Genomic DNA, 23,343 nt, shown 5'->3' on the forward strand with positions numbered 1-23,343 from the left:
CTTCAGGACCGGAAAAGGCCCCGCGAAGTTCGCGGGGCTTTTTTTATTGCGGCGCCTCTTTCGTGTGGCGCCGAAGCCGCGCAGCCAACAGCTCATCACCGGCGACTATGCCTTTCGGTCGATTGATCAACGCGCGGCCCGCGCGGCAAAATAGCAGCATCCAATCAGTAACAACCCCTGCATCGAATCGAGCAGTACACCACGGGACGGAGTAACGCATGAAGTTCATTGACGAAGCGAGGATTGAAGTCATCGCCGGCGACGGAGGGGATGGCAGCGCGTCGATGCGCCGCGAGAAGTTCGTTCCGTTCGGCGGCCCCGATGGCGGTGATGGCGGCCGGGGCGGCAGCGTGATTGCCGTTGCTGACCGCAACATCAACACGCTGATCGATTACCGCTACGCGAAAAAACATCTGGCGCGCAACGGCGAAAACGGTCGTGGCTCAGATTGCTATGGCAAGGGCGGCGACGACATCACGCTGCGCATGCCGGTTGGCACGACCATCACGGACATGGAAACCGGCGAACTGATCGCCGATCTGACCGAGCACAACCAGAGCGTGCAAATCGCGCAAGGCGGCGCAGGCGGTCTCGGCAACCTCCATTTCAAGTCCAGCACGAACCGCGCGCCGCGTCAGAAAACCGACGGCAAGCCGGGCGAGCGCCGCATGGTCCGCCTCGAACTGAAAGTGTTGGCTGACGTCGGTCTGCTCGGCATGCCGAATGCAGGCAAGTCGACGTTCATCTCTTCGGTGTCGAACGCGAAGCCGAAAATTGCCGATTACCCATTCACCACGCTCGCACCGAACCTCGGCGTCGTGCGCGTCGGGCCGAGCCGCAGCTTCGTGATTGCGGACATTCCGGGGCTGATCGAAGGCGCGGCGGAAGGCGCCGGCCTCGGCCATCAATTCTTGCGCCACCTGCAGCGCACCGGGCTGCTGCTGCACATCGTCGACATCGCACCGTTCGATGAATCGATCGATCCGGTCGCGGAAGCGAAAGCGATTGTCAACGAACTGCGCAAGTACGACGAAGAGCTTTATCAGAAACCACGCTGGCTCGTGCTGAACAAGCTGGACATGGTGCCCGAGGACGAGCGTGCAGCGCGCGTGGCGGCTTTCCTCGAAGGCTTTGGCTGGGACGGTCCGGTGTTCGAGATCTCGGCGCTGACTGGCCAGGGCTGTGAAAATCTTTGCTATGCGGTGTTCGACTACCTCGCCGAGCACTCCGACGCGCAACGGGCGGCCGAAGCCGAAGACCTCGCCTCCGACGTGCGTTTCCGCGAGGGGACGCAGGTACCGGCCGCGACCCCGGGCAGCGATCCGCACGAATAACAAGTCGCGCGCCGGCGCCTGCAGCGGGTGTCGGCATGCATCACGCGTCATCTTGGGAGACAGCGCACAATGCGTTCCGTCATCGCAGATTCACGGCGATTGGTCGTCAAAGTCGGTTCGAGCCTCGTCACGAACGACGGGCGCGGCCTCGATCATGCGGCGATCGGCCGCTGGGCCGCGCAAATTGCCGCACTGCGCGCGCAGGGCAAGGAAGTCGTTCTGGTCAGCTCGGGCGCGATCGCCGAGGGCATGCAGCGGCTCGGCTGGACAAAGCGGCCGCGTGAAATCGATGAATTGCAGGCGGCTGCGGCGGTCGGCCAGATGGGCCTCGCGCAAGTGTACGAAAGCCGCTTTGCCGAACATTCCATCCAGACTGCGCAGATCCTGCTTACTCACGCCGACCTCGCCGACCGCGAGCGCTATCTGAATGCGCGCTCCACGCTGCTCACGCTGCTGCGGCTCGGTGTCGTACCGATCATCAACGAGAACGACACGGTCGTCACCGACGAAATCAAGTTCGGCGACAACGACACGCTCGGCGCGCTGGTCGCCAATCTGATCGAGGGCGACGCGCTGATCATTCTGACGGACCAGCAAGGCCTCTTCACCGCCGATCCGCGCAAGAACCCGAACGCGACGCTCGTCCAGCAAGCCGACGCCGGCGCGCCCGATCTGGAAGCGATGGCGGGCGGCGCGGGCTCGAGCCTCGGCCGCGGCGGCATGCTGACCAAAATTCTTGCCGCGAAGCGCGCAGCCCATAGCGGCGCCAATACGGTGATCGCGAGTGGGCGCGAAGCGGACGTGCTGCTGAGACTGGCGGCCGGCGAGGCGATCGGCACGCAGCTGATCGCGCGCACCGCGCGCATGGCGGCGCGCAAGCAATGGATGGCCGATCACCTGCAGGTGCGCGGCCACGTCGTGATCGATGACGGCGCGGTCGAAAAATTGACCGCCGGCGGCAAGAGCCTGCTGCCGATCGGCATCGTCGGCGTGCAGGGCGCTTTCGCGCGCGGCGAGGTGATCGCGTGTCTGAGCGCGTCGGGCCGTGAAGTCGCACGTGGTTTGACGAACTACAGCAGCGCGGAAACCAAGCTGATCCAGCGGCGTCCGAGCGGCGAAATCGAGTCGGTGCTGGGCTATATGCTGGAGCCCGAGCTGATTCACCGCGACAATCTCGTGCTGATTTGATCTTTCAGGATGCGAGCGCACAAAGCGCCGACAAAAAAGCCGTTCCAGCGCAGGCTGGAACGGCTTTTTGTCGTCATGTGTAGGCAACGGCGCCTGAATTAGGTGTGCCGCACAAACGGCCTCAATGAATCTGCGACGTCTGCGTGCGCTTGTAACGAATGTTCTCGACGATGCGCTGCGCGTTGCCGGTCGGAATCTTGTTCGCGCACATATAGTCCTGATACAGCGCGGCTTGGTACGCGTTCAGCGCACCGTTTTCGATGCGCGAAAACTGGTTCGCGACCGTCGTGTCCCAGCCGTCGTGATCGGCGTTGAGGCCCGCGTACTGACGCCATTCATACGTATCGCAGCGGATGCCCTCGTAATTGACGTTGCGTGCGCCGCCCGGGCTCGTGACGACCACCGTGTAACGCACGACACCGTCGTCGCCGACGCTGACCGATTTCGGGTCGATCGCGAATTGCAGCGGCGTATTGCCGGAGACCTCGAACGGCAGCAGGTTCGTGTCGGTGGGCAGCGGCGGCAACGTGTCGACCTTGTTTTCAACCCAGTTGCTCTTACGATCCAGCAGATAGACGAACTCGCTGTCGTCTTTATTGGTCGGTTTGCCGGCGCTCGAACAGCCTGCCAGCAGGGCGCCGGTGGCGACGCATGCCACGGCGAGTGCAAATGCTTTCAATCTGATTCCCTCGAAAGACGGACGCGGCCCGAAGGCCGCGCCAGAGAGAGGCGGCGTGAGCCGCCGCCTTGGAATGGTTAATCGCGCACCCCTCGTCGGACTGACGGGGCGCCGACCTCGTCGGCTTCGGCCGTTTCCTGCTCATGCTCCGGTGCAATGTTTGCATCCGGTGAGCCGGGGCCGCAATCCGGCACGACCAGCACGCGCGTCGATGTTTCGACACTGACCGAACTTACGGTAGTGACGGTGGTGACCACCGTGCTTACCGCGGAATCCGGCGGGCTTTGCATCGACGACGCTATCCGGGGATAACGCGACCCATGATGCCCGCCAGGTTTTTCCGCACGCGGCGCAGGCCGGCGCATGAAACGGGACAACTCCGTCAGCGCCAACTGATACACATCCCGCTTGAACTCGATCACACAGTCGAGCGGTACCCAATACTCGTTCCAACGCCACGCATCGAACTCGGGGTGGTCGGTGGCGCGCAAACAGATGTCGCAGTCGCGTCCTACCATCCGGAGCAAAAACCAGATTTGTTTCTGGCCGCGGTAATGACCGCGTACTTCGCGCTTGATGAACTTGTCAGGCACCTCATAACGCAACCAGTCGCGCGTGCGACCGATCACCTTGACGTGCTCAGGAAGCAGTCCGGTCTCTTCGTGTAACTCCCGATACATCGCTTGCACGGGGGTTTCGCCATATTTGATGCCCCCTTGCGGAAACTGCCAGGAATGTTCACGGAGCCGTTTGCCCCAAAACACCTCGTTGTGCGCGTTCAAGAGGATGATGCCGACGTTCGGGCGAAAGCCTTCACGATCCAGCATACAACCACCTTCGAATCCTTTAAAATTGCTTTGATTATAAACAGATAACGGACCCTACGCACCGAATCGCATGAGATTGCCGCGATTCGCCGCAACAGCCCGTGTTTGCGGTAGCCTGTCGGTTTTCCGTGCCGGATCCCTTGCGAGAGGCTTTGCGCGGCGGTTTCGGCGCCGCACGGGGACAGGGTGCCGCGAGTCGGGCGAACCCCGCTGGCTTCGCCGCTGATCTGTGTCGATTTTCCCCATGTTTTCACCTTTTCTGGCGGTCCCACCGGAAGCCGCCGCTTTTGGACACCTTGAATGAAAGCTTCCCGTTTCTTTATCGGCACCCTCAAAGAAGCGCCCGCCGACGCCGAAATCATCAGCCACAAGCTCATGGTGCGCGCGGGCATGATCCGCCGCGTCGCGGGCGGTATCTACAACTACTTGCCGGTCGGCCTGCGTTCGATCCGCAAGGTGGAAGCGATCGTGCGCGAGGAAATGAACCGGGCAGGCGCCATCGAGCTGTTGATGCCGTCCGTGCAGCCGGCCGAACTGTGGCAGGAATCGGGCCGCTGGGAGAAGTACGGTCCCGAGCTGTTGCGCTTCAAGGACCGCAAGCAGGCTGATTTCGTGTTGGGTCCGACGCACGAGGAAGTCGTGACCGACATCGCGCGCAACCAGATCAAGAGCTATCGCCAGCTGCCGGTCAACTTCTATCAGATCCAGACGAAGTTCCGCGATGAGATCCGTCCGCGTTTCGGCGTGATGCGCGGCCGCGAGTTCATCATGAAAGACGCGTACTCGTTCGACAAGGACGCGGAAGGTCTGCGCGAGTCGTATCGCAAGATGTACGAGGCGTACGTGCGCATCTTCACGCGCCTCGGCCTCGAGTTCCGCGCGGTGGCGGCGGACAACGGCTCGATCGGCGGCAGCGGCTCGCATGAGTTCCACGTGATCGCCGACACCGGCGAAGACGCGATCGCCTATTGCCCGAGTTCCGATTTCGCCGCGAACGTCGAGGCCGCCGACGCATTGCCGCTGATCGCGCAACGCGCCGCGCCCGCCGAGGACATGAAAAAGACCGCGACGCCCGGCAAGGCGAAGTGCGAGGCGGTCGCCGAACTGCTGAACATTCCGCTCGAGCGCACGATCAAGTCGGTCATTCTCGCCACCGAAAACGAAGGCGCCGAGCCGACCATCTGGCTGCTGATGCTGCGCGGCGACCACGACCTGAACGAGATCAAGGTCGGCAAGCTGCCCGGTCTCGCCGACTTCCGCATGGCGACCGAAGCCGAGATCATCGAAACGTTCGGGACGCCGCCGGGCTATCTCGGTCCGATCAACACGAAGAAGCCGGTCAAGGTGATCGCGGACCGCACGGTCGCGAACATGAGCGACTTCGTGGTCGGCTCGAACGAGGTCGACTATCACACCACCGGCGTGAACTGGGGCCGCGACCTGCCGGAGCCGGTCGTCGCCGACATCCGCAACGTGAAGAAGGGCGATCCGTCGCCGGACGGCAAGGGTGTGCTCGACATCTGCCGCGGCATCGAAGTGGGCCACGTGTTCCAGCTCGGCACGAAGTACTCCGAAGCGATGAACGCGACCTGTCTCGACGAAACCGGCAAGCCGCGGCCGATGGAAATGGGCTGCTACGGCATCGGCGTCACGCGTATCCTCGGCGCCGCGATCGAACAGAATTTCGACGACAAGGGCATCATCTGGCCGGAGTCGATCGCGCCGTTCGAAGTCGTGCTGTGTCCGATGGGCTACGACCGCAGCGACGCGGTACGTGAGCAGGCCGACAAGCTGTACGCGGAACTCGTCGCGGCCGGCATCGACGTCATCCTCGACGATCGCGGCGAGCGTCCGGGCGTGATGTTCGCCGACTGGGAGCTGATCGGCGTGCCGCACCGGCTGGTCATTGGCGACCGCGGACTGAAGGACGGCAAAATCGAGTATCAGGGCCGTCGCCACGCAGAAGCGACGCTGCTGCCGGTCGCTGACGCCGCGCAGACGGTGATCGATAAAGTGCGCGCGGCGCTCGCGAACTAAGCGGGGCGGGCAGTGGAGTACACCTTCCTGTCCGCGACGGTGCTGCTGATCCTGATCACCGATCCGCTCGGCAACATCCCGATCTTCATTAGCTGTCTGCGCGGGGTGTCGCCGGAGCGCCGCACGGTCGTGATCCTGCGCGAGGTCGCGATCGCGTTTGCGATCCTGCTGGTGTTCATGGTGCTCGGGCAGAGCTTTCTGCGCATGATGAGCCTGAGTGACCAGTCGCTGCGGATCGGCGGCGGCATTGTCCTGTTTCTGATCGCGCTGCGCATGGTGTTTCCGCATCCGGACGGGCCATTCGGCGGCGACGCGCGCGGCGGCGAGCCGCTGATCGTGCCGCTCGCGATTCCGGCGCTGGCAGGTCCGTCGGCGTTGGCGACCGTCATGCTGCTGACCTCGCAGGCGCCGGGCCAGACGTTCGAGTGGGTCGGCGCGCTGACCGTCACGATGATCATCTGCGCGATCGTGCTGATGCTCGCAGAGCGCATTCAGGCGTGGCTCGGTGAACGGGTGATGGCGGCGTTCGAGCGGCTGATGGGGCTGGTGCTCGTCGCGATTTCAGTCGAGATGATGCTCGGCGGGATCCGTTCTTTCGTGCACAAGCTGTGAAGCGGGAGCCGATGCTCGAGTCGCCACCGTCGCAGCCATAAAAAAAGCAGCCTGGCGGGCTGCTTTTTTTTCGCCGGTACGCGGACGCGCCGCTCACGCCCCCTCGGTCAACGCCCGAATGGTCGGCAGGTTGCGCCAGTAACCCTTCGCGTCCATCCCGCAGCCGAACACGTACCGGTCCGGCACTTCGAAGCCGCAGTAATCGGGGCGCAGCGGCTTCGCCTTCGGAATGATCTTCTCGCACAGCACCGCGGACAGGAAGCGCTTCGCACCCATCGCGAGGATGCGGTCGCGGATCGCGGCCATCGTCTCGCCTTCGTCGAGGATGTCGTCGAGCACGAGCACCACGCGATCCTTGACCGACTCGGCCGGCGCGACGCGCCATTGCATCTCGTTGCTGCCCTTGGTCGTGTTGCGGTAGCGCGTCAGGTGGATGTAGTCGAACTCGAGCGGGAAATCGAGGTGCGGCAGCAGCATGCCGGTGAACACCGCGGCGCCGCCCATCACCGACAGCACGAGCGGGAAGTCCTCGCTCATCTCGTCGCGGATGGCGGCCGCCATGCGGGCGATCGACGCGGTGACGTCCGAGGCCGAAACGATCTCTTCGGAATGTTGAAAAATCTGTAGGGCTTCTTCGCGGTTCATGACGTCTGACGGCCGATAACTGTATACATAGTGTGAGTGGCAACATCCCGAGGGACGTTCACGCGAGGGACGACGCGATGCGCTACAGAATAAACCCGCACGATGCCGAAGTCAGCCACGCTGCGCATCGGCGCGAGCGCGCGCCGGTCCCATCAAGCTTAGCGCATGCCGGGCATCATGCCTTTCATGCCGCGCATCATCTTCTGCAGGTTGCCGCCCTTGAGCTTCTTCATCATCGTGCGCATCTGTTCGTACTGGTTCAGCATGCGGTTGACTTCCTGTACCTGCACGCCCGCGCCGGCCGCGATGCGGCGCTTGCGGGTCGCCTTGATCAGCTCGGGTTTGGCGCGCTCGGCTGGCGTCATCGAGTTGATGATGCCTTCCATGCGGCGCATCTGCTTCTCGGCCTGGCTCATGTCGGCGCCGGCGGCGGCCTGCTGGAACTGCGCGGGCAGCTTGTCCATCAGCGACGACAAGCCGCCCATGCCCTTCATTTGCGAGAGCTGCGCGCGGAAATCGTTGAGATCGAAGTCGCCGCCTTTCTTGACCTTGTCGGCGAGCTTCTGCGCGGCTTGCACGTCGACGCCGCGCTGCGCTTCCTCGACGAGCGCAAGAATGTCGCCCATGCCGAGAATCCGGCTCGCCATGCGGTCCGGGTGGAACACTTCGAGGCCGTCGAGCTTTTCGGCGACGCCCACGAACTTGACCGGCTTGCCCGTCACGTGACGCACCGACAGCGCCGCGCCGCCGCGCGAATCACCGTCGAGCTTGGTCAGCACGACGCCGGTGAGCGGCAGCGCGTCGCTGAACGCCTTCGCGGTGTTGACCGCGTCCTGACCGAGCATCGCGTCGACGACGAACAGCGTTTCCGCCGGCTTCAGCTCGGCGTGCAGCGCGGCGATTTCCTGCATCATCGCTTCGTCGATACCAAGACGGCCGGCCGTGTCGACGAGCAGCACGTCGTGATAGTGGCGCTTGGCCCAGTCGACCGCGGCGCGCGCGATGTCGACCGGCTTCTGGTTCGGCTCCGACGGGAAGAAGTCCGCACCGACCTGCTCGGTCACCGTTTTCAGCTGCGCGATAGCGGCGGGACGATAGACGTCGCACGAAACCGTCAGCACCTTCTTCTTGTACTTCTCGCGCAGCAGCTTCGCGAGCTTGCCGACCGTGGTCGTTTTACCGGCGCCCTGCAGACCCGCCATCAGGATAATCGCGGGCGGCGTAACGGCGAGATTGAGCTCGGAGGCCTTGCCTTCGTAATCACCACCGATCACCGCGGTCAGCTCGCGCTGCACCACGCCGACGAGCGCCTGACCCGGCGACAGGCTGGCGATCACCTCCTCGCCGAGCGCCTTCTCCTTGACCTTCGCGATGAACTCACGCACGACGGGCAGCGCCACGTCGGCCTCGAGCAGTGCGAGACGCACCTCGCGCAGCATTTCCTGGGTGTTCGCCTCGGTGAGCCGGGCTTCGCCGCGCAGCGTCTTGACGACGCGCGCCATCCGTTGAGTCAGATTGTCGAGCATGGGGAGCGATGAACGGTGGGGCCCGCGCAGCGCGCGAAGCGGAAGGCGTCGCGGGGAAGGGCCCTAGTGTAAACTTCGAATATGGATATTGTACTGTATGCCCTCACCGCGCTTCTCTACGGCGGTCTTGCCGTGGCCGGCTGGCGCTCGCACCGGCACGCGGCCTTGCATCCGCTGCTCGAGAGCGTGCCGCCGCTGCCCGATCAAGCCGCCCACGCGGGCGCTCTGGTGGCCTCCGGCATGAGCGCGCCCGGGCGCGCGCTGTTATTCGTCGCGCTGCTCGCTCACGGCGTACTGCTGCATACCACGATCTTCCCACAGAACGCGATGGTGTTCGGCTTCGCGTTCGCGCTGTCGGCAATGTTCTGGCTCGGCGCCGGTATCTACTGGATCGAAAGCTTCTTCTTCCCGCTCGACGGACTGCGCCTGCTGGTGTTGCCGCTCGCGTGCGTCGCATCGCTGCTGCCGCTTGCGTTCGGCGGCGTGCGCGTGCTGCCGTATGCGGCCGCGCCGATGTTCAAGCTGCACTTCCTGATTGCGAACATCGCGTACGGTCTGTTCGCGATCGCGGCGCTGCACGCGGTGCTGATGCTGGCGATCGAGCGGCGTTTGCATTCGATGCGCGGCGCTCTTGCGCAGCGACATGCGGCGTCGGGCAACGGCTGGTGGTCGAGCTGGCTCGACACGCTGCCGCCGCTGCTCACGCTCGAGAAGCTCCTGTTTCGTCTGATCGGCGCCGGCTTCGTGCTGCTCACGCTGACGCTGCTGTCGGGCATCCTGTTCAGCGAGCAGCTGCTCGACCGCGCGTTGCGGCTCGATCACAAAACTGTGTTCGCGATTCTTTCGTGGGTGATGTTCGGCGCGCTGCTGACCGCGCGCAAGGTGTCCGGCTGGCGCGGCCGTGCGGCATTGCGCTGGGTGCTGGCCTCGTTCGTCGCGCTGTTGCTCGCGTACGTCGGCAGCCGTTTCGTTTTAGAGGTGCTGTTGCACCGGCCTGTAGTGTGAGCGTCCCCATGCGACAAATCTTTTTGCTGATTCTGCTGTTCATCGTCGGTCAGTGGCTCGTGAAGGCGCTGCGCCGCCACGACGCGCAATCCGCGCAACGCACCGGCGCGCGCGGCGCCAACGGCGACGGCGCCGCGAATGGCGGCGCGCGTTCTTCGAATGGACAACAGCCGCAGCTCGCCGAACCGATGATTCGCTGCGTCGAGTGCGGCGTGCATGCACCGAAGAGCGACTCGGTCAACGTCGCGGGGCAGGCGTTCTGCTGCGCCGCGCACGCGCAGCGTCACAGCGCGCGTCCGAGCGGCCGCGACGCCCGATGAGCAACGTCTTCACCGTCGATGCCGACGGTTGGGTTCCCGCCGCACGCAAGCTCCCCTCGCCGAACTTCGAAGCGCGGCCGCAAGGCGCGGTTCCGACGCTGATCGTCGTTCACAACATCAGTCTGCCGCCGAACGAGTTCGGCGGCACCGCGATTGCCGAGCTGTTCCAGAACACGCTGGACTGCGACGCCCACCCGTACTACGACACGCATCTGCGCGGCGTGCGTGTGTCCGCGCATTTCGTGATTCATCGCGACGGCGCGCTCGAGCAGTTCGTGTCGTGCAATGAGCGCGCGTGGCACGCGGGACCGTCGAATTATTTCGGCCGCGAGCGCTGCAATGATTTCTCGATCGGCATCGAGCTCGAAGGCAGCGACACCACCGCCTTCGAAGCGGCGCAATATCGCACGCTCGCCGCGCTGGTGAGCGCGCTGAAGGCGCGCTATCCGATCGACGCGCTTGCCGGACACTCCGACATCGCACCCGGTCGCAAGACCGATCCCGGTCCACATTTCGAGTGGCCGCGGCTGCAACACGACACGTCGCTGGACGGTCGGTATTTCCCCTATCTCAAGTTTTCCGAAACGCGGTAATCCCCCTTCGCACGATCTTGCGTGATCCGCAGAGAACGAGGCGCAGCCTGCTTCTCCGGGGAGCTAATGCGCGTCGCGCAACGCAAAAGTCAAGACTTCGAACGCAAATAAAACGGTTTGACCTGTCTCGAATCTCCACTATACTTGGTGCCGACAACTGAGTTTCGCACTATATCTTGTGTTGTGCTGTGAATAACCATGTGCATAACCGAGTGAATAAGAGTGGATAAGTAGGCGGCGCCCCGCTCCCCGAGCACGGCGCCGCAAGCATTCCAGACAGCGAAGAAAAATTCCTGGGGGCGCAGCCGGTGGGGGATCTCCGGCCGCATCCAGAAGCATTCAGGAAAGGACCAGCCAGTGATCGCGACCGACCCGATGAAGACCGTCATCAAATCGAACCAGGCTTCCTCGCAGTTGCATCCCGCCAACCGGCAGAGCCGGCTTTCCTGCACCTCATCGCTCGCGCACGCGGCGGCGCGGCGTTCGTTTTAATCCGCGGCACTCGCCGCCATTTCCAAGACCAGGAGCTTTGCACATGCAAACCACCGACAACGTGACCACCCGGTACGAGGGCTCACCGACTGGCCAGGCTTTCGGCCAGACTCAAGGCGCACAGTCGCTCGCGCCGCAAGCGAGCTACGCCGACTACAAGGTGATCCGCCGCAACGGCACCGTGGTGTCGTTCGAGCCGTCGAAAATCGCGATCGCCGTGACGAAGGCGTTCCTCGCCGTCAACGGTGGTCAGGGCGCGGCGTCGGCGCGGGTGCGCGAACTGGTCGAGCAACTCACGCAGAACGTGGTGCGCGCGCTGGTGCGCAGCCGTCCGAACGGCGGCACGTTCCATATCGAAGACATTCAGGATCAGGTCGAACTCGCGCTGATGCGCGGCGGCGAGCACAACGTCGCGCGTGCTTACGTGCTGTATCGCGAGAAGCGCAACCAGGCGCGCGCGCATGACGACCATGCAGATGCCGCGAGCACCCCGGGCCTGAACGTGACCGACAACGGCATCACGCGTCCGCTCGACATGGCCGCGCTGCGCGGCATCATCGAGTCCGCCTGCGCGAACCTCGGCGACGCGGTGAGCGCCGAGCCGATCGTCGCGGAAACGGTGAAGAACCTGTACGACGGCGTACCGATGAGCCAGGTCTACGACTCGGCCATCCTCGCTGCCCGCACGATGATCGAGAAGGACCCGGCCTATAGCCAGGTCACCGCGCGCATCCTGCTGCACACGATCCGCCGCGAGATCCTCGAAGAAGAAGTCACGCAAGCCGAGATGGGCGAGCGCTACGCCGAGTACTTCCCGCAGTTCATCAAGCGCGGCGTGCAAGCCGAGCTGCTCGACGACAAGCTGCTGCAGTTCGACCTGAAGCGTCTGGGCGCCGCGCTGGACGCGAACCGTGACCTGCAGTTCGGCTACCTCGGTCTGCAGACGCTGTACGACCGCTACTTCCTGCATCACGACAACGTGCGTATCGAAATGCCGCAGGCATTCTTTATGCGTGTCGCAATGGGTTTGTCGCTGAACGAGATCGACCGCGAAGCGCGCGCGATCGAGTTCTACAACGTGCTGTCGAGCTTCGACTTCATGAGCTCGACGCCGACGCTGTTCAACTCGGGTACGCGCCGCTCGCAGCTGTCGTCGTGCTACCTGACCACGGTCGACGACGACCTCGACGGCATCTACGAAGCGCTGAAGGAAAACGCGCTGCTGTCGAAGTTCGCCGGCGGTCTCGGCAACGACTGGACGCGTGTGCGCGCGCTCGGCTCGCACATCAAGGGTACCAACGGCAAGTCGCAGGGCGTGGTGCCGTTCCTGAAGGTCGTCAACGACACGGCGGTCGCGGTGAACCAGGGCGGCAAGCGCAAGGGCGCGGTGTGCGCGTACCTAGAGTCGTGGCACCTCGACATCGAGGAATTCCTGGAGCTGCGCAAGAACACCGGCGACGACCGTCGTCGCACGCACGATATGAACACCGCGAACTGGATTCCCGACCTGTTCATGAAGCGCGTGATGGAAGGCGGCGACTGGACGCTGTTCTCGCCGTCCACCTGCCCGGATCTGCACGACAAGTTCGGCGCCGAATTCGAAGCGGCTTACACGGCTTACGAAGACAAGGTCGCGCGTGGCGAGATCAAGCTGTTCAAGAAGCTTCCGGCGGCGCAGTTGTGGCGCAAGATGCTCGGCATGCTGTTCGAAACCGGCCATCCGTGGATCACGTTCAAGGACCCGTGCAACGTGCGCTCGCCGCAGCAGCACGTCGGCGTCGTCCACTCGTCGAACCTGTGCACGGAAATCACGCTGAACACGAGCGACGCCGAAATCGCCGTCTGTAACCTCGGCTCGGTGAACCTCGTCGCGCACCTGAAGGAACAGGCCGACGGCACGGTGGCGCTCGACCACGACAAGCTCAAGCGCACGATCAGCGTCGCGATGCGCATGCTCGACAACGTGATCGACATCAACTACTACGCGGTCGCCAAGGCGCGCAACTCGAACCTGAAGCACCGTCCGGTCGGCCTCGGCATCATGGGCTTCCAGGACTGCCTGCACGTGCTGCGTACGCCGTACGCGTCGCCCGAAGCGGTCGAGTTCGCCGATCGCTCGATGGAAGCGGTCTGCTACTACGCGTACTACGCATCGACCGAGCTCGCCGAAGAGCGCGGCCGCTACTCGAGCTACCGCGGCTCGCTGTGGGATCGCGGCATCCTCCCGCAAGACTCGGTGGCGCTGCTCGCCGAAGCGCGCGGCGGTTATGTCGAGGTCGATTCGAGCGAGTCGATGGACTGGCCGGCGCTGCGCTCGCGCATCGCGACCTACGGCATGCGCAACTCGAACTGTGTCGCGATCGCGCCGACCGCGACGATCTCGAACATCATCGGCGTGTCGGCGTGCATCGAGCCGACCTATCAGAACCTGTACGTGAAGTCGAACCTGTCGGGCGAGTTCACGGTGGTCAACGACTACCTGGTGCGCGACCTGAAAGCGCGCGGCCTGTGGGACGAAGTGATGGTCGCCGACCTGAAGTACTTCGACGGCACGCTGTCGCGCATCGACCGCATCCCGGCCGACCTGCGCGCGATCTATGCGACCGCGTTCGAAGTCGATCCGGTGTGGCTCGTCGAGTCGGCCTCGCGTCGTCAGAAGTGGATCGACCAGGCGCAGTCGCTGAACATCTACATGGCGGGCGCATCGGGCAAGAAGCTCGACGAGATCTACAAGCTCGCATGGCTGCGCGGTCTGAAGACCACCTACTATCTCCGCACGATGGCGGCGACGCACGTCGAGAAGTCGACGGTCGCGCACGGCGCGCTGAACGCGGTGAGCTCGGGGCATGACGGCTCGGGCGGCGCAGGCGGCTTCGGTGTGGGCGGCTCGACGGGTGGTGTGGCGGATGGCGTGAGCGGCGGCTTCCGGGCAGCGGCAGCGACTGCCGCGGTCACAGTCGAAGCGGCACCCGAAGCGGATGGTCCGGTCTGCATGATGCGTCCGGGCGATCCTGGCTTCGACGAGTGCGAGGCTTGCCAGTAACGAGAGGCAAGCAGCGGGAGCGATGCTTGCTAACTGCACACGAGGGTCGTAGGTGATGACCCGCAGGCGGCGAGCGACGCGCCCCATTGATGAAGTGGAAGCAGGGCGATGAGCGGTGAGCAGAATCGAAGTCTCACCGCTCGTCGATGCAGCGAAGCAACACAGCAGTTGGCAACACCAGACGATCGCTCGACATGGCATCGCACCTCAACCGCCAACGCTGACGCAACATGCTCAACGCGGCTCACCGCCGACTCTCGCGATGAGCGATTCGCGCGGCATCGACCGGTCCATCGATCGGTCGGCGGATGCCGCGAACGCACTGCGCAATACACATAGATAGAGCAACGAAACGTCGTGTCGAAACGTTGCTCTTCGAGCTCGCGAAGGACCTCGGCAACACATGTTCAACACGCGATCATCACGCGTCACTCGATGCGTGACTGCATGAGTCACACGCAGCATGTCGAACAAAGTGTTGTATGAACGTAGCAACGCGAATCGAAAACAGGAATTTTCGCGAGTGAGCTCTTTTATCGCTCGTGAAAAGATGGTACAAACCGTTCTAAATTGATGGTGACATTTATGCTCAACTGGGATGACGAGATCACTGCCGTAACTCCCTCGAGCGCGACGCAACCGAACGTGTTGCGCAACGCTGCGGGGTCGGTTGTGGGTTCGCAAATCGGAACGCGTTCCGCTCCTCATGCTCCCTCCGCTCAAGAAGTCTTCGCGAACGACATCGCTGTTGCTCCCGTCGCTCATGCTGCCAACGCGGCGGCCGCTTCCGAAGCGCGCGTCAATGTCGCCGACAAGCGCATCATCAACGGCCAGACTGACGTCAACCAGCTGGTGCCGTTCAAGTACAAGTGGGCCTGGGAAAAGTATCTGGCGGGTTGCGCCAACCACTGGATGCCGCAGGAAGTGAACATGTCGCGCGACATCGCCCTGTGGAAAGACCCGAACGGGCTGACCGAAGACGAGCGTCGCATCGTCAAGCGCAACCTGGGCTTCTTCGTGACGGCCGACTCGCTCGCCGCCAACAACATCGTGCTGGGCACCTACCGCCACATCACGGCGCCCGAATGCCGCCAGTTCCTGCTGCGTCAGGCGTTCGAAGAGGCGATCCACACGCACGCTTACCAGTACATCGTCGAGTCGCTCGGTCTCGACGAGGGCGAAATCTTCAACGCGTATCACGAGGTCCCGTCGATCCGCGCGAAAGACGAATTCCTGATTCCGTACATCCACGTGCTGACCGACCCGGCCTTCAATACCGGTACGCTCGAAGCAGACCAGACGCTGCTGCGCTCGCTGATCGTGTTCGCCTGTGTGATGGAAGGCCTGTTCTTCTACGTCGGCTTTACGCAAATCCTGGCGCTCGGACGCCAGAACAAGATGACCGGCGCGGCGGAGCAGTACCAGTACATCCTGCGCGACGAGTCGATGCACTGCAACTTCGGCATCGACCTGATCAACCAGATCAAACTCGAAAACCCGCACCTGTGGACGGCTGAGTTCCGCGCCGAAATTCGCGCGATCTTCCAGCAGGCGGTTGAGCTCGAATACCGCTACGCCGAAGACACGATGCCGCGCGGCGTGCTCGGCCTGAACGCGTCGATGTTCAAGAGCTATCTGCGCTTCATCTGCAACCGCCGTTGCCAGCAGATCGGTCTCGATCCGCTGTACCCGAACGAGGAAAACCCGTTCCCGTGGATGAGCGAGATGATCGACCTGAAGAAGGAACGCAATTTCTTCGAGACGCGAGTGATCGAATATCAGACTGGCGGTGCGCTGTCCTGGGAGTAAGCCGGGATTCGCGTCGCGGATGGTTTCATTGATGGGGATGCCGCCGCCTGTGGCCGCGGCGCCCCGGGTTAGGAGCAGAACGGCCTGATGCAAAGCGTGCCCGGTGCCTTGACGGCCCACAAACATGACAGGCACTTTGCGGACCCTTCAGTGGGATGGGCAAACTTCCCCCCGGAAAAAGCCGCTGGCGTCGTTGCCGGCGGCCCGATCAAGCAATTGCCGGCGTCGCCTCGCGACGCCGACCAGATTTGGCGCGCGGTGCCTTGGGGCACGGCGCGCCTTACCGCATTCATTAGCGTAAGCGCGTTGCACCTGCGTACGCCGATGAATAGCCCGCTTCGTAGCGCGCGCCCTGAGAAGCGTCCGCGGGAAGCGGGTTTTGACGAAGGGTGTAGTTTGAACTGACCTCATCTGAAAACCTGAAGGAGAAAATGATGGCAACTGCAAAGAAAGCCGCGGCCAAGAAGACCGCAGCAAAGAAGACCGCAGCAAAGAAGGCTGCTCCGGCTAAGAAGGCTGCTCCGGCCAAGAAGGTCGCCGCGAAGAAGGTCGCAGTGAAGAAGGTCGCAGCGAAGAAGGTTGCAGCGAAGAAGGTCGCGGCGAAGAAGGTCGCGGCGAAGAAGGCAGCACCGGCGAAGAAAGCCGCAGTGAAGAAGGTCGCGGCGAAGAAGGTTGCAGCCAAGAAGGTCGCGGCGAAGAAGGCAGCACCGGCGAAGAAAGCCGCGGTGAAGAAGGTCGCAGCGAAGAAGGTCGCAGCGAAGAAGGCGGCACCGGCGAAGAAGACCGCAGCGAAGAAAGCAGCACCGGCGAAGAAGACCGCGGCGAAGAAGACCGCTGCCAAGAAGGCCGCGCCTGCGAAAAAGGCTGCAGCCAAGAAAGCTGCACCTGCCAAGAAGGCTGCCGCGAAGAAGGCCGCTGCACCTGCGAAGAAGGCTGCCCCTGCGAAGAAGGCTGTCGCCAAGAAGGCCGCGCCTGCTCCCGCTGCGCCTGCTGTCTCGAGCGCACCGGCGGCGACGGTGAAGACCGCGCTGAACCCAGCAGCGGCATGGCCGTTCCCGACGGGCAGCCGTCCGTAAGCAGTAGCTGTAGCAGTACGTCGACACATCGCACGATGTGTCGGATGACCGGGTCGTGCTCGAGCTGTTGCGAGCGCCACCCGGTCAATGTCCCGTTACCGGTGTGCCGGTGGCGGGTTTTTTTTGCCCGTCGCCCGGAAAGAAAAACACGCATGGACCCGGGAGGGCGCATGCGTGTGATGTCGTCGTCGCGGCGCTGAACTACGCGCGGCCGCGCGGGAGGGGAACTGCGCTTAGTGCGTGACGCGCGTGACGCCGCCACTCGACAGCAGCCTCACGCGATCGCCGGCGCGGAAGATTTCGCCGGTGGCAGTTTGGGTGATGGCGCGCATGTCGCCGTTGTCGAGCCGCACGGTGATTTCGATGCCGTCGCGCATCGCCACACGGTTTTCGATCGCATTGCCGGCGACCGCACCGCCGATGCCGCCGACGATACCCGTCGCGACCTGGCCACGTCCGCCGCCGAACGCAGTGCCAGCGAGCGCGCCGAGCGCCGCGCCGCCGAGTGCGCCTATGCCGATCGGCTGACCTTCGTTCGTGCTGATTCGGACCGCGCGCACGCTTTCCACCGTGGCCATGCGCACCGTCTGTTCACGCTGCGCCTGCGAAGCGGTGAAAACGTCGGGAGAGCTGCTGTTGACCGCACACCCCGACATGGCCAGCGAACCGGCGATCAAGGTGGCGACGATCAGGCGACTCGAGGTTCTCATTCCCAAACTCCCATAGCACGCGATATCAGTGCAGGTCGTATCCGAAGGCCTGCTTGAACCGCTCGTTGATTTCCGCCCGGCTGGGCGCGTAGTTTTGCGGGCCCTGATGCTCGATCTTCAGTGCGCCCATCAGGCTGGCGAGACGGCCGGTGGTTGCCCAACCGAGGCCCTTCTCGATACCGTAGAGCAAGCCGCCGCGAAATGCGTCGCCGCAACCGGTGGGATCGAGCACCCGCCTGGCCTTGACCGCCGGGATTTCTTCGATAGCGCCGCCGTGATGGATCTGAGCACCCTTTTCGCCGAGCGTGATGATCAGCGCATCGACCTTGCTGGCGATCTGCTCGATCGACCAGCCGGTCTTATTGCTCACCAGCGCGGCTTCGTAATCGTTGACCGCTACATAGGTAGCAAGTTCAATGACGCGCCGCAGCGTCTCGCCGTCGAACAGCGGCAAGCCCTGGCCCGGATCGAAGATGAACGGCACGCCTGCGGCGGCCAGCTGCTCGGAGTGTTGAACCATGCCGTCATAGCCGTCCGGCGCGACGATGCCGAGCGTCAAGCCCTTCACTTCGTCGGCGCGGTTCTGATGCGACTGCATCATCGCGCCCGGATGGAACGCGGTGATCTGGTTGTTCTCGAGGTCGGTCGTGATCATCGCCTGCGCCGAGTAGGTGTCGGGCACGACGAGCACGTTTTCCGTCGACAGGCCGAGCTCCGCGAGCCGGTCCAGATAAAGCTGCGCGTCGACGGCGCCGATCGCGCCCATGATGCGCGCGTCGCCGCCGAGCAGATTCAGCGCATACGCGATGTTGCCCGCGCAACCGCCGAACTCGCGACGCATGGTCGGCACGAGAAAGCTTACGTTCAGGATGTGGACCTGCTCCGGCAGGATGTGCTCCCGAAAGCGGCCTTCGAAGGTCATGATGTTGTCGTACGCGAGCGAGCCGCAGATGAGCGTAGCCAAGGCGAGCGTTCCTGTATGAAAACGGTGGGATAGGAAGACAGACGCGCCGCGCCGACGGCGCCACGCGAGGCGCGGCGCCGTCGTTCGCGAGCGAGAGGGCTTACTTCAGCGCGGCGAGCGCTGCGTCGTAGTTCGGTTCGTTCTTGATCTCGCCGACCAGCTCGGCGTGCAAGACCTTGTCGTTCTCGTCCAGCACGACGACCGCGCGCGCGGTCAGGCCGGTCAGCGGACCGCTCGTCACATCGACGCCGTACGCTTGCGCGAACTCGTGGCCGCGGAACGTCGACGCGGTCACCACGTTCTCGATGCCCTCGGTCGTGCAGAAGCGCGACGCCGCGAACGGCAGGTCGCCCGACACCACAATCACTGCCGTGTTGCTGAGCTTCGCGGCGGCTTCGTTGAACTTGCGCGTCGACGTTGCGCAGGTCGGCGTGTCGAGACTCGGGACGATGTTGAGCACCTTGCGCTTGCCGGCGAAGTCGGCGAGCGTCAGCGGCTTCAGGTCGCGGCCGACCAGCGAGAACGCGGCGGCCTGCTGGCCGACCGACGGGAAAGTGCCGCTTACTTCGATCGGGTTGCCACCCAGCGTGACTTGACTCATGTGTTGTGCTCCGAAAAGGGCGTCAGTGACGACAATGATGCGCCCGCTCGGGAGCGGGCGCGCGAGGGTGCGTTACGGATAAAAGATCTGTACGCGGAAATTGGAGGCGATCGCGGTGCCGGTGTCGAGGTGCACGATCATCGTCTGTGTCGCGTGCGCGGGCAGGCCGGCCGCGATCACGGTGCCCGGTGGCACGTAATCCTGCGGCCATAGCACGCGCCGCACCGCGACGTTGTTCTGATCGTCGAGCAGCGTGAGTTCGATCGCCGGGTAGGCGAGCGCGATGTTCAGGCGGTTGTGCAGCGGCATCTTCAGTTCGAGCTTGTGCGGGCCGTCGATCTGCCGCAGATCGGAGGGCTCGACCAGCAAGCCTTCGATGTCGTGCGGCGGCGTCAGCTGACAGCCGAGATGCGCGCAGGCTTGCGCATACAGGATCTGCGAGCGCGGCACGTTGACCATGATGGTCTCGCGTTGCCACCACGCGAGTTGCGCGAGCAGCGCAATGACGAGCAGCGCGGCGAGCACCACGCCGGCGACGATCCAGCCGACGCGACCGGCGTCCACCGGGCGGGTTTCGCGCATAACCGGAAACGGATCGTCGCCAGCGCTGATCGGAGGATTGACCGAGAACGGCTCGCCGCTCGATGGGGCGGGCGCCGGGCCTCCCGGCGGGCGCGGGCCGCCGGGACCACCGGCGCCGGCAGCGCCTGCGGCGGCGCCGAAGCCGGCCGCACCTACGCCGGCCGCACCTACGCCGGCCGCGCCGAAGTGCGGTTCGTTGTCGCGCATGCCATGAAGGTTTGCCGGCTCACGCCGCGCGGGTTCGTCGAGCATGGACGGCTCGGGGCGTTCGACCTTGTGCCAGACGCGTGGCGCTTCGTTGTCGACTCGCGGTGGGGCAGCAGGCGCGGAGGGCGGGGCGACAGGCGGTTCATCGACCGCGTCGTCAGCGGGATAGGCGAACGGTTCGAGCGGCGCGTCGGCCAGCGTCGGCTCATCGTCCGGGGAGAGCGGCGCCGGGGAAGCGCCAGCGCGCAGTTCAGGTTCGGTCGCCTGACGCGGCGTGCCCGACGTGACGGTTGCGTGCTCGGTGCCGCCGAGCGACAGCGGCGCGAGCGGCACGCTGCTCGCGTGGTCGCGCAAACGGGAGTCGAGCGTGCTGCGGGAAATGCTGGTGGAGTCCTGTTCCGGAGCCAGCGCGCTCGGGGCCCATGCGTCGCTGCTGAAATCCGAGCCTGGTTGCCGCACTCCCGACAGCGCTTCGATCGCCGCCGCGGCGGCAACCGGTTTGGCGTTCGAAAAATCGCCGCCTTCGGAGACGTCGAACAGACTGCTCGATGCGTCGAAGACTTCCTGACAATGCCCGCACCGCACGAGGCCGCGGCGCTGTGCAAGCTGCGCCGGTTGCAGACGGAAAACAGTTTCGCAGAAGGGGCAACGCGTCGCCAGGTGCATATCGAGCCGTTGAGCCAGAGGCCGTTAGGTTGACAATATGCCTTATTCTAATTGCTTTCGCGGCGCGTTCCGGCGAGGCACACCCAACCTTCATGTTCGCGCCACACGCTGATGTCGATCCAGCGGGCGTAGACCTGCGCGACTTCGTCGGCCTGGCGCGCGAGAATCCCCGACAGTGCGATGCGGCCGCCCGGCTTCACCTTCGACGACAACATCGACGCCATCAGCTTCAGCGGATTCGACAGAATGTTCGCGACCACCACGTCGAATTCGCCGGCCGGGCAGGCATCGGGCAGGCCATAGGTGACGTCGGCGTGGTTGCGCTCGCTATTGTGACGCGCCGATTCGACCGCCTGCGGATCGATGTCGATGCCGATCACCGGATCGGCGCCGCACTTCTTCGCGAGAATCGCGAGGATGCCCGAGCCGCAGCCGTAGTCGAGCACGGACTGGCCGGGCTTGATCGCATGTTCGATCCACTCCATGCATAGGCGCGTGGTGGGGTGGCTGCCGGTGCCGAACGCGAGGCCCGGATCGAGTTCGAGCACGAGCGCGTCAGGGTCCGGCGCATCGTGCCACGACGGCACCACCCAGATGCGCTCGCCGATCTGAATCGGATCGAACTGCGACTGCGTGAGCCGCACCCAGTCCTGCTCCTCGACCTCGCGCACGGTATAGGCCGGCGCGGCATCGAGTCCGATTTCGTTGGCCGCGGCGGTCAGCAGCACGGCCGGATCGTGCTCCGGCGCGAGCAGGGCGATCACGCGCGAATGCTGCCATGCCGTGCGATCCGGCGTGAGACCGGGCTCGCCGAACAGCGGCTGCTCGTCGGGCGTGTCGGCGTCGGCATCTTCAACCGACACGGACAGCGCGCCCAGCTCGAGCAGCGCGTCGGAGAACTCCTCCGCGTGCTCGCGCGCCAGTTCGGCGACCAGTTCCCGATAACTCATGACTTACGCTTCTTCCGCGACCTGCTGACGCGCGGCCAGCCGGTTTTCGAGGTAATGGATGCTGGTGCCGCCTTCGACGAACTTCGCGTCGAGCATCAGCTCGCGGTGCAGCGGGATGTTGGTCTGAATGCCTTCGACCACCATTTCCGACAACGCGATACGCATCCGGCTGATCGCCTGTTCGCGCGTGGCGCCGTAAGCAATCAGCTTGCCGATCATCGAATCATAGTTCGGCGGCACGAAATAACCATTGTAGGCGTGCGAATCGACGCGGATGCCGGGGCCGCCCGGCATATGCCACGACGTCAGGCGTCCCGGCGACGGCGTGAACTTGAACGGATCTTCGGCGTTGATCCGGCATTCGATCGCATGGCCGCGGAACTGGATGTCGCGCTGACGGAACGCGAGCTTCTCGCCGGCCGCGATGCGGATCTGTTCCTGCACGATGTCGACACCGGTGATCAGTTCGGTCACCGGATGCTCGACCTGCACGCGCGTGTTCATCTCGATGAAGTAGAACTCGCCGTTTTCGTACAGGAACTCGAAGGTGCCCGCGCCAAGATAGCCCATCTTCTTGCACGCATCCGCGCAACGATCGCCGATCCGGTCGATCAGACGGCGCGCGATGCCCGGCGCCGGCGCTTCCTCGATCACTTTCTGGTGACGGCGTTGCATCGAGCAGTCGCGCTCGCCGAGCCACACGGCATTCTTGAACGAGTCGGCGAGCACCTGGATTTCGATGTGCCGCGGGTTCTCGAGGAATTTCTCCATGTAGACCTGCGGGTTGCCGAACGCGCGGCCGGCTTCCTCGCGGGTCATGTTGACCGCGTTGACGAGCGCCGCTTCCGTATGGACCACGCGCATGCCGCGGCCGCCGCCACCGCCCGCTGCCTTGATGATGACCGGATAGCCGATCTGGCGGGCAATCTTCACGATCTCCTTCGGATCGTCCGGCAGTGCGCCTTCCGAACCGGGCACGCAAGGCACGCCGGTCTTGATCATGGTCTGCTTGGCCGTGACCTTGTCGCCCATCATGCGGATCGTTTCCGGACGCGGGCCGATGAAGGTGAAGCCGGACTGCTCGACGCGCTCGGCGAAGTCGGCGTTCTCCGACAGGAAGCCGTAGCCGGGGTGGATCGCTTCGGCGTCGGTCACTTCGGCCGCGCTGATCAGCGCGGGCATGTTCAGATAGCTCAGATTCGACGGGGCCGGGCCGATGCAGACCGCCTCGTCGGCGAGCTTCACGTACTTGGCTTCCTTGTCGGCTTCCGAGTAGACGACGACCGTCTTGACGCCGAGCTCGCGGCAGGCGCGCTGGATACGAAGCGCGATCTCGCCGCGATTGGCAATGAGGATTTTTTCAAACATAGCGGGTTTTCGACTCATCAATGGGCGCCGGGTCGGTCACGACGCCGGCTGCCGCAGAGGATCGGTCGCGCGCCTCGGGACGAGCGGCGCGCGGGCGGCGAATGGTGCG

At 64.1% G+C, this 23,343-nt stretch carries 22 protein-coding genes; 12 read left to right on the forward strand and 10 right to left on the reverse strand.

Annotation, left to right across the window (positions count from 1 at the left end):
- Nucleotides 1–218: 218 nt before the first annotated feature.
- Nucleotides 219–1,334 carry an Obg family GTPase CgtA gene (gene cgtA, locus QFZ94_RS14770; protein ID WP_429457856.1) on the forward strand — a complete coding sequence of 372 codons (1,116 nt, stop codon included), beginning with the start codon at nucleotides 219–221 and terminating at the stop codon, nucleotides 1,332–1,334.
- A gap of 69 nt (nucleotides 1,335–1,403) precedes the next feature.
- Complete coding sequence (gene proB, locus QFZ94_RS14775; RefSeq protein ID WP_176121902.1) at nucleotides 1,404–2,522, forward strand: glutamate 5-kinase; 1,119 nt, start codon at nucleotides 1,404–1,406, stop codon at nucleotides 2,520–2,522.
- Nucleotides 2,523–2,643: 121 nt separating this feature from the next.
- Here proB and QFZ94_RS14780 read toward each other — a convergent pair whose 3' ends face one another.
- Both QFZ94_RS14780 and QFZ94_RS14785 read right to left on the reverse strand, forming a co-directional pair.
- Nucleotides 2,644–3,201 carry a CNP1-like family protein gene (locus QFZ94_RS14780; RefSeq protein ID WP_176105000.1) on the reverse strand — a complete coding sequence of 186 codons (558 nt, stop codon included), beginning with the start codon at nucleotides 3,199–3,201 and terminating at the stop codon, nucleotides 2,644–2,646.
- Nucleotides 3,202–3,278: 77 nt separating this feature from the next.
- Nucleotides 3,279–4,028, reverse strand: coding sequence for an RNA pyrophosphohydrolase (locus QFZ94_RS14785; protein WP_176121900.1), 750 nt, complete (start codon nucleotides 4,026–4,028; stop codon nucleotides 3,279–3,281).
- A gap of 300 nt (nucleotides 4,029–4,328) precedes the next feature.
- On the opposite strand from QFZ94_RS14785, the gene QFZ94_RS14790 reads away from it, so the two are divergent.
- Nucleotides 4,329–6,065 (forward strand): proline--tRNA ligase, encoded by a 1,737-nt coding sequence (locus QFZ94_RS14790; protein ID WP_429457858.1) that lies wholly within the window; start codon nucleotides 4,329–4,331, stop codon nucleotides 6,063–6,065.
- 12 nt (nucleotides 6,066–6,077) lie between these two features.
- The gene (locus QFZ94_RS14795) at nucleotides 6,078–6,677 is read left to right on the forward strand and encodes a MarC family protein (protein WP_013090584.1); all 600 of its coding nucleotides are present in this window, start codon (nucleotides 6,078–6,080) and stop codon (nucleotides 6,675–6,677) included.
- Between the two features lie 93 nt (nucleotides 6,678–6,770).
- On the opposite strand, the gene QFZ94_RS14800 is transcribed toward QFZ94_RS14795, so the two are convergent.
- Both QFZ94_RS14800 and ffh read right to left on the reverse strand, forming a co-directional pair.
- The gene (locus QFZ94_RS14800) at nucleotides 6,771–7,322 is read right to left on the reverse strand and encodes a hypoxanthine-guanine phosphoribosyltransferase (RefSeq protein ID WP_018437636.1); all 552 of its coding nucleotides are present in this window, start codon (nucleotides 7,320–7,322) and stop codon (nucleotides 6,771–6,773) included.
- Nucleotides 7,323–7,480: 158 nt separating this feature from the next.
- On the reverse strand, nucleotides 7,481–8,848 hold the full coding sequence (gene ffh / locus QFZ94_RS14805; RefSeq protein ID WP_176105005.1) for a signal recognition particle protein: 1,368 nt from the start codon (nucleotides 8,846–8,848) through the stop codon (nucleotides 7,481–7,483).
- A gap of 81 nt (nucleotides 8,849–8,929) precedes the next feature.
- Between ffh and QFZ94_RS14810 the strand changes: the two genes are divergently transcribed.
- The 8 genes from QFZ94_RS14810 to QFZ94_RS14845 all read left to right on the forward strand — a co-directional run bounded on the left by QFZ94_RS14810 (nucleotide 8,930) and on the right by QFZ94_RS14845 (nucleotide 17,186).
- The gene (locus QFZ94_RS14810) at nucleotides 8,930–9,853 is read left to right on the forward strand and encodes a cytochrome C assembly family protein (RefSeq protein WP_410848642.1); all 924 of its coding nucleotides are present in this window, start codon (nucleotides 8,930–8,932) and stop codon (nucleotides 9,851–9,853) included.
- An 8-nt stretch (nucleotides 9,854–9,861) separates the two neighbouring features.
- Nucleotides 9,862–10,173: a PP0621 family protein gene (locus QFZ94_RS14815; RefSeq protein ID WP_410848641.1), complete on the forward strand. Its 312-nt coding sequence runs from the start codon at nucleotides 9,862–9,864 to the stop codon at nucleotides 10,171–10,173.
- The gene (gene ampD / locus QFZ94_RS14820; RefSeq protein WP_429457861.1) at nucleotides 10,170–10,766 is read left to right on the forward strand and encodes a 1,6-anhydro-N-acetylmuramyl-L-alanine amidase AmpD; all 597 of its coding nucleotides are present in this window, start codon (nucleotides 10,170–10,172) and stop codon (nucleotides 10,764–10,766) included. The genes QFZ94_RS14815 and ampD overlap by 4 nt, the downstream gene beginning before the upstream one ends.
- A gap of 357 nt (nucleotides 10,767–11,123) precedes the next feature.
- Nucleotides 11,124–11,258: a hypothetical protein gene (locus QFZ94_RS14825; RefSeq protein WP_368587629.1), complete on the forward strand. Its 135-nt coding sequence runs from the start codon at nucleotides 11,124–11,126 to the stop codon at nucleotides 11,256–11,258.
- Nucleotides 11,259–11,301: 43 nt separating this feature from the next.
- Nucleotides 11,302–14,301 (forward strand): ribonucleoside-diphosphate reductase subunit alpha, encoded by a 3,000-nt coding sequence (locus tag QFZ94_RS14830; protein WP_429457863.1) that lies wholly within the window; start codon nucleotides 11,302–11,304, stop codon nucleotides 14,299–14,301.
- A 585-nt stretch (nucleotides 14,302–14,886) separates the two neighbouring features.
- A complete protein-coding gene (locus QFZ94_RS14835; RefSeq protein WP_429457865.1) occupies nucleotides 14,887–16,110 on the forward strand; it encodes a ribonucleotide-diphosphate reductase subunit beta in 1,224 nt (407 codons plus the stop codon).
- A gap of 87 nt (nucleotides 16,111–16,197) precedes the next feature.
- Nucleotides 16,198–16,515 (forward strand): hypothetical protein, encoded by a 318-nt coding sequence (locus QFZ94_RS14840; protein ID WP_176380933.1) that lies wholly within the window; start codon nucleotides 16,198–16,200, stop codon nucleotides 16,513–16,515.
- A 29-nt stretch (nucleotides 16,516–16,544) separates the two neighbouring features.
- Nucleotides 16,545–17,186, forward strand: coding sequence for a histone H1-like DNA-binding protein (locus tag QFZ94_RS14845; RefSeq protein WP_429457867.1), 642 nt, complete (start codon nucleotides 16,545–16,547; stop codon nucleotides 17,184–17,186).
- Between the two features lie 233 nt (nucleotides 17,187–17,419).
- On the opposite strand, the gene QFZ94_RS14850 is transcribed toward QFZ94_RS14845, so the two are convergent.
- From QFZ94_RS14850 to accC, 6 genes are all read right to left on the reverse strand, one after another.
- Nucleotides 17,420–17,896: a glycine zipper 2TM domain-containing protein gene (locus tag QFZ94_RS14850; RefSeq protein WP_013090574.1), complete on the reverse strand. Its 477-nt coding sequence runs from the start codon at nucleotides 17,894–17,896 to the stop codon at nucleotides 17,420–17,422.
- Between the two features lie 25 nt (nucleotides 17,897–17,921).
- Nucleotides 17,922–18,860 carry a carbohydrate kinase family protein gene (locus QFZ94_RS14855; protein ID WP_368587627.1) on the reverse strand — a complete coding sequence of 313 codons (939 nt, stop codon included), beginning with the start codon at nucleotides 18,858–18,860 and terminating at the stop codon, nucleotides 17,922–17,924.
- Nucleotides 18,861–18,960: 100 nt separating this feature from the next.
- Entirely contained in the window at nucleotides 18,961–19,461 is a 501-nt protein-coding gene (gene tpx / locus QFZ94_RS14860) for a thiol peroxidase (protein ID WP_176380931.1), read from the reverse strand.
- Between the two features lie 72 nt (nucleotides 19,462–19,533).
- Complete coding sequence (locus QFZ94_RS14865) at nucleotides 19,534–20,916, reverse strand: zinc-ribbon and DUF3426 domain-containing protein (protein ID WP_429457870.1); 1,383 nt, start codon at nucleotides 20,914–20,916, stop codon at nucleotides 19,534–19,536.
- 47 nt (nucleotides 20,917–20,963) lie between these two features.
- Nucleotides 20,964–21,866 carry a 50S ribosomal protein L11 methyltransferase gene (prmA, locus tag QFZ94_RS14870; protein ID WP_368587625.1) on the reverse strand — a complete coding sequence of 301 codons (903 nt, stop codon included), beginning with the start codon at nucleotides 21,864–21,866 and terminating at the stop codon, nucleotides 20,964–20,966.
- A gap of 3 nt (nucleotides 21,867–21,869) precedes the next feature.
- Nucleotides 21,870–23,234, reverse strand: coding sequence for an acetyl-CoA carboxylase biotin carboxylase subunit (gene accC / locus QFZ94_RS14875; RefSeq protein WP_013090569.1), 1,365 nt, complete (start codon nucleotides 23,232–23,234; stop codon nucleotides 21,870–21,872).
- Nucleotides 23,235–23,343 lie beyond the last annotated feature (109 nt).

Origin of the sequence: Paraburkholderia sp. JPY465 (assembly GCF_050436725.1) — a bacterium.
Lineage (GTDB): Bacteria > Pseudomonadota > Gammaproteobacteria > Burkholderiales > Burkholderiaceae > Paraburkholderia > Paraburkholderia youngii.

What these genes read in the sequence shown, in the direction of transcription:
- QFZ94_RS14830 (WP_429457863.1), top strand. Translation starts at nt 11,302, where the DNA reads ATGCAAACCACCGACAACGTGACCACCCGGTACGAGGGCTCACCGACT.
- QFZ94_RS14850 (WP_013090574.1), bottom strand. Translation starts at nt 17,896, where the DNA reads ATGAGAACCTCGAGTCGCCTGATCGTCGCCACCTTGATCGCCGGTTCG.
- QFZ94_RS14790 (WP_429457858.1), top strand. Translation starts at nt 4,329, where the DNA reads ATGAAAGCTTCCCGTTTCTTTATCGGCACCCTCAAAGAAGCGCCCGCC.
- QFZ94_RS14810 (WP_410848642.1), top strand. Translation starts at nt 8,930, where the DNA reads ATGGATATTGTACTGTATGCCCTCACCGCGCTTCTCTACGGCGGTCTT.
- QFZ94_RS14840 (WP_176380933.1), top strand. Translation starts at nt 16,198, where the DNA reads ATGCAAAGCGTGCCCGGTGCCTTGACGGCCCACAAACATGACAGGCAC.
- proB (WP_176121902.1), top strand. Translation starts at nt 1,404, where the DNA reads ATGCGTTCCGTCATCGCAGATTCACGGCGATTGGTCGTCAAAGTCGGT.
- accC (WP_013090569.1), bottom strand. Translation starts at nt 23,234, where the DNA reads ATGTTTGAAAAAATCCTCATTGCCAATCGCGGCGAGATCGCGCTTCGT.
- QFZ94_RS14815 (WP_410848641.1), top strand. Translation starts at nt 9,862, where the DNA reads ATGCGACAAATCTTTTTGCTGATTCTGCTGTTCATCGTCGGTCAGTGG.
- prmA (WP_368587625.1), bottom strand. Translation starts at nt 21,866, where the DNA reads ATGAGTTATCGGGAACTGGTCGCCGAACTGGCGCGCGAGCACGCGGAG.
- tpx (WP_176380931.1), bottom strand. Translation starts at nt 19,461, where the DNA reads ATGAGTCAAGTCACGCTGGGTGGCAACCCGATCGAAGTAAGCGGCACT.
- ampD (WP_429457861.1), top strand. Translation starts at nt 10,170, where the DNA reads ATGAGCAACGTCTTCACCGTCGATGCCGACGGTTGGGTTCCCGCCGCA.
- QFZ94_RS14865 (WP_429457870.1), bottom strand. Translation starts at nt 20,916, where the DNA reads ATGCACCTGGCGACGCGTTGCCCCTTCTGCGAAACTGTTTTCCGTCTG.
- ffh (WP_176105005.1), bottom strand. Translation starts at nt 8,848, where the DNA reads ATGCTCGACAATCTGACTCAACGGATGGCGCGCGTCGTCAAGACGCTG.
- QFZ94_RS14785 (WP_176121900.1), bottom strand. Translation starts at nt 4,028, where the DNA reads ATGCTGGATCGTGAAGGCTTTCGCCCGAACGTCGGCATCATCCTCTTG.
- QFZ94_RS14845 (WP_429457867.1), top strand. Translation starts at nt 16,545, where the DNA reads ATGGCAACTGCAAAGAAAGCCGCGGCCAAGAAGACCGCAGCAAAGAAG.
- QFZ94_RS14835 (WP_429457865.1), top strand. Translation starts at nt 14,887, where the DNA reads ATGCTCAACTGGGATGACGAGATCACTGCCGTAACTCCCTCGAGCGCG.
- QFZ94_RS14800 (WP_018437636.1), bottom strand. Translation starts at nt 7,322, where the DNA reads ATGAACCGCGAAGAAGCCCTACAGATTTTTCAACATTCCGAAGAGATC.
- cgtA (WP_429457856.1), top strand. Translation starts at nt 219, where the DNA reads ATGAAGTTCATTGACGAAGCGAGGATTGAAGTCATCGCCGGCGACGGA.